The sequence below is a fragment of the Bacillus badius NBRC 15713 genome (assembly GCF_001591605.1).
Taxonomy (GTDB): domain Bacteria; phylum Bacillota; class Bacilli; order Bacillales; family Domibacillaceae; genus Pseudobacillus; species Pseudobacillus badius.
Genome location: NZ_BCVF01000086.1, coordinates 1 through 3,025 on the forward strand (window position 1 = coordinate 1; position 3,025 = coordinate 3,025).

General features: G+C 40.5%; 10 protein-coding genes. All 10 read right to left on the reverse strand.

Annotation, left to right across the window (positions count from 1 at the left end; all coding sequences use genetic code 11):
• Window positions 1-54: 54 nt before the first annotated feature.
• Window positions 55-246: a hypothetical protein gene (locus BBA02S_RS19670; RefSeq protein WP_041114690.1), complete on the reverse strand. Its 192-nt coding sequence runs from the start codon at window positions 244-246 to the stop codon at window positions 55-57.
• A complete protein-coding gene (locus tag BBA02S_RS19675) occupies window positions 239-604 on the reverse strand; it encodes a zinc-finger-containing protein (protein ID WP_041114691.1) in 366 nt (121 codons plus the stop codon). The genes BBA02S_RS19670 and BBA02S_RS19675 overlap by 8 nt, the downstream gene beginning before the upstream one ends.
• 390 nt (window positions 605-994) lie before the next feature.
• Complete coding sequence (locus BBA02S_RS21420) at window positions 995-1,129, reverse strand: hypothetical protein (protein ID WP_255211766.1); 135 nt, start codon at window positions 1,127-1,129, stop codon at window positions 995-997.
• A complete protein-coding gene (locus tag BBA02S_RS19680) occupies window positions 1,126-1,416 on the reverse strand; it encodes a hypothetical protein (RefSeq protein ID WP_041114692.1) in 291 nt (96 codons plus the stop codon). Before BBA02S_RS19680 ends, BBA02S_RS21420 begins: the two co-directional genes overlap by 4 nt.
• Complete coding sequence (locus BBA02S_RS20895; protein WP_156141546.1) at window positions 1,413-1,562, reverse strand: hypothetical protein; 150 nt, start codon at window positions 1,560-1,562, stop codon at window positions 1,413-1,415. The genes BBA02S_RS19680 and BBA02S_RS20895 overlap by 4 nt, the downstream gene beginning before the upstream one ends.
• 39 nt (window positions 1,563-1,601) lie before the next feature.
• On the reverse strand, window positions 1,602-1,793 hold the full coding sequence (locus tag BBA02S_RS19685) for a hypothetical protein (protein ID WP_041114693.1): 192 nt from the start codon (window positions 1,791-1,793) through the stop codon (window positions 1,602-1,604).
• Between the two features lie 2 nt (window positions 1,794-1,795).
• Window positions 1,796-2,008 carry a hypothetical protein gene (locus tag BBA02S_RS19690; RefSeq protein WP_052477473.1) on the reverse strand — a complete coding sequence of 71 codons (213 nt, stop codon included), beginning with the start codon at window positions 2,006-2,008 and terminating at the stop codon, window positions 1,796-1,798.
• Between the two features lie 12 nt (window positions 2,009-2,020).
• Entirely contained in the window at window positions 2,021-2,215 is a 195-nt protein-coding gene (locus BBA02S_RS19695) for a hypothetical protein (protein ID WP_041114694.1), read from the reverse strand.
• A gap of 11 nt (window positions 2,216-2,226) precedes the next feature.
• Entirely contained in the window at window positions 2,227-2,583 is a 357-nt protein-coding gene (locus tag BBA02S_RS19700; RefSeq protein ID WP_041114695.1) for a hypothetical protein, read from the reverse strand.
• Entirely contained in the window at window positions 2,580-2,915 is a 336-nt protein-coding gene (locus tag BBA02S_RS19705) for a BC1872 family protein (protein ID WP_041114696.1), read from the reverse strand. Before BBA02S_RS19705 ends, BBA02S_RS19700 begins: the two co-directional genes overlap by 4 nt.
• Window positions 2,916-3,025: the final 110 nt, after the last annotated feature.

Sequence of the window (3,025 nt, forward strand, 5' to 3'; positions counted from 1 at the left end):
TTAATCCAAACGTACGTTCTATTTAAAAGTGAAAAGAAAGAAGGGTTTCCCCTCCTATATCACCTCCTTCAAAGCCGCTGCTCTTCTAAGTTGCACAATCTTCAATCTGATATCTTTCATCTTCTTCATACTTTCCAACTTACGCACCTCAATCTCTTCTTCTGTTAGATTCGGACACGGTTGAATCATCCAGGCATATCCTAGATCGTTGACAACATTTTCATTTTCGCTGTGTAGGTTACACATGTTTTATCCCCCTCTGTTCTTTTACTTTCTCTATCAATTGTTTACACTGTTCTTCATCAAATAGAGCAATATGCGCTTCTTTGCTCGATAACCCCATAGCCTCCTGCATCCAACGATAAGCTGTACTCCTAGACATTTCTCTACTTCTCCATAAAGGATCAAATATCGAATGTGCCGCTTTTCTCCAGCGCCGAACCTCCGGAGTTGCCATGGTGCCTAATGGATTCTTTGTGTTTCCATGAGTGCCAACATAAGCATCACACGGCCGGCAGAGATAAACGTTTGATCCGTAATCCCTGCCATAGAACTCTTTGCTGGTTAAAAATACAGCCTGTTTATCGCAATAAGGGCAGTTCATTCCTTCCCCTCCTTCGCATTTTCAACGAACTATTCAACAATTGGTTTACAACTTTGGCATATTCTAATGCTATAAGGTTTTTCTCCTTTGAAAGCTGAACCGAAAAGGTAAGTGTACTTGGAATACTTCTCTATAAGGCTTCGACAATCATCGCAGGTGTATTCTCTCCTTGAAATTTGAACCACCTCTTTAATTACATTGCTCAAGTTTCTTCCTCCTTTTGTGGCACTATATGTGTCTACTGTGCAATCACTTCAATACTTTGATTCTTGCTTTACACTCACATTTGTTGATGTGTTTATTTATTTCGATTTCTCTGCCGCACTCCGGGCATTTAATTTTAAATGGTTTCAAATTCTTTACTCCTTCGCATTTTCAACGAACTGCGACTTAACCATCACACGTTGTTATATGTTCAAAGTAACTATCAAAATCATTCCATTCTTCTTCATCAAGATTGTTTATTTCAAACTCTTTTCCGCAATGAGGACATTCTGCGATATCACCCAATTCAATTTCCCTCATTGCCCTCTCTCCTTATAGCAATTAGGATAGTAAACCTCACCTGTTTCAGTACTTTGTAACAACCTTCCGTTCTCGTGATCTATTAGCCAAAGCCCGTAAGCTCTCAGTCTGTCATTATTAGCTTCCTTATCGTCTTGGCCACTAAAAATTAATTGCTTATCCTCCGCTCTAAACACATCAAACTCATAATTCCAAGCGATATAAATTGCTTCTACTACATCATTGGAAGGAATCTTTTTATAACACCCTTCATCCCAATCCCACGCTAAGAATTTACTCTCTTTCACTTCGCTTCCCTCCAGTTCTGCTCTCTACCTTCTCGTAATCCGGCTTTATAGGCTTCTCTTACTCGTTTATTTGCTTCTGCTTGAGCAATGGATAGTAAGGCTAGCCCGACGATAAAAGCCGGGGCTATGATAAGTAATAGGTGCATGGGCGGCCTCCTGTTAAACCACTTTTAACGAATTGCATACTACTTGTTTTTAACTTTTTTTGTGTTTGGGTGCGTTAAAATCTGTTCAGCCAAGGAAACTAATTCTTCCCAACTTCCTTCCGCTTGACAAAATTCATCTTTGCCATGAACAATCCAAATGTTTTCCTGCCAGTCGGACGGACAAATGTTAAGTCTTTTCGCCGCTCTCAATTCAACTTTTTCCAAATCCATCTCTAACCCCTCCTTGGTTGACCGATAATGTTCACCAAAACTCGCTTCTGTTTATGAGTGAGTTCACATCTTGCTTTAGCTTTGTTATAGACATCCGTCGCCATTTCTTTGTAGGCATTATCAGGTATTCCGCAATCCAGCTCATCAATTATTCTTATTAGTGTTTCGGTGCTTAAAGATTGTAATTGGTCATACAACCATTCAATTTGTGTCATTTAAAGCCCCCCTCACTCCACTACCGTTTTCTTCGCCAATTGATTCAAAGCAATTTCTTGTATGAGCTTCGGTCCATTATCGCAAGCTCCAATATTGAAACCTGTTTCAAATGCGGATTTGATTAGCTCCAGTTCAAATGTAGTGAAATGAGTTTCTATCGTTTTCATATAGGTTTCTGTCGCTAATTGCTTGTATGTTTTCTCCACTGTTTATCCCCCTATTCCGCTATCGCTTTCTTCGCCTGTTTGACCGCTTCTAACACTTCTGCTTCTGTTTTATATGGACCAACCGTGTATTCTCTACCTAAGTAAGTGAAATAGCCTTCCAGCATCGTTTTACCGTGTGGACGTATGCAAGGACGTTGGTTCTCACGTAAGATGCGTATTTCATTTTGTAACTGTATGATCCGCTCGGCTTGATGTTCGTTCACAAGCTGGAACTGTGCCATTTGCTTCTTTATGTGCTCATACTTTTCTTCCAGCTGGTCATAGTCGAATTGCAGGCGGCCAAGTCTATGTTTGGTACGATGCAAAGGATCGTTGAATTTATTGTTTTTGCTAGTTTTGGCGATCATGACTCTATTTCTACTCCTGCAGCTTTCAAAGCAACCAAGCAAATAGCCATTGGCGCTGTTTTTGCGAATGCCTCATAACAATTACCTAATGGTTGTTTGTTTATTTCAGCCCAAACACTCATTTCTGTCGGTGCTCCTTGTTGAGGACATACAGTAATATAGAGTTTTTCTGCCACCAACCAAGCGTCACGCATATCTGTTGAAGGCTTCCACATTTGATATAAAGTCCATCCACCCTGACTATCCATCCAAGCAGAAGTTGCTGTCATTTCCTTTAAAGTCCACCCCATGACCTTCTCTGCAACCAGACGATCTATTTCACGATTATTCATTCCGCATCCCCCTTCATATCCTTAAGAATTCCGAATATTAAGACTATACAAATCAGCACACCGACTGATACAAAATAGGCAGTCATCGTTTCTCCTCCTAAGAGGGAGCG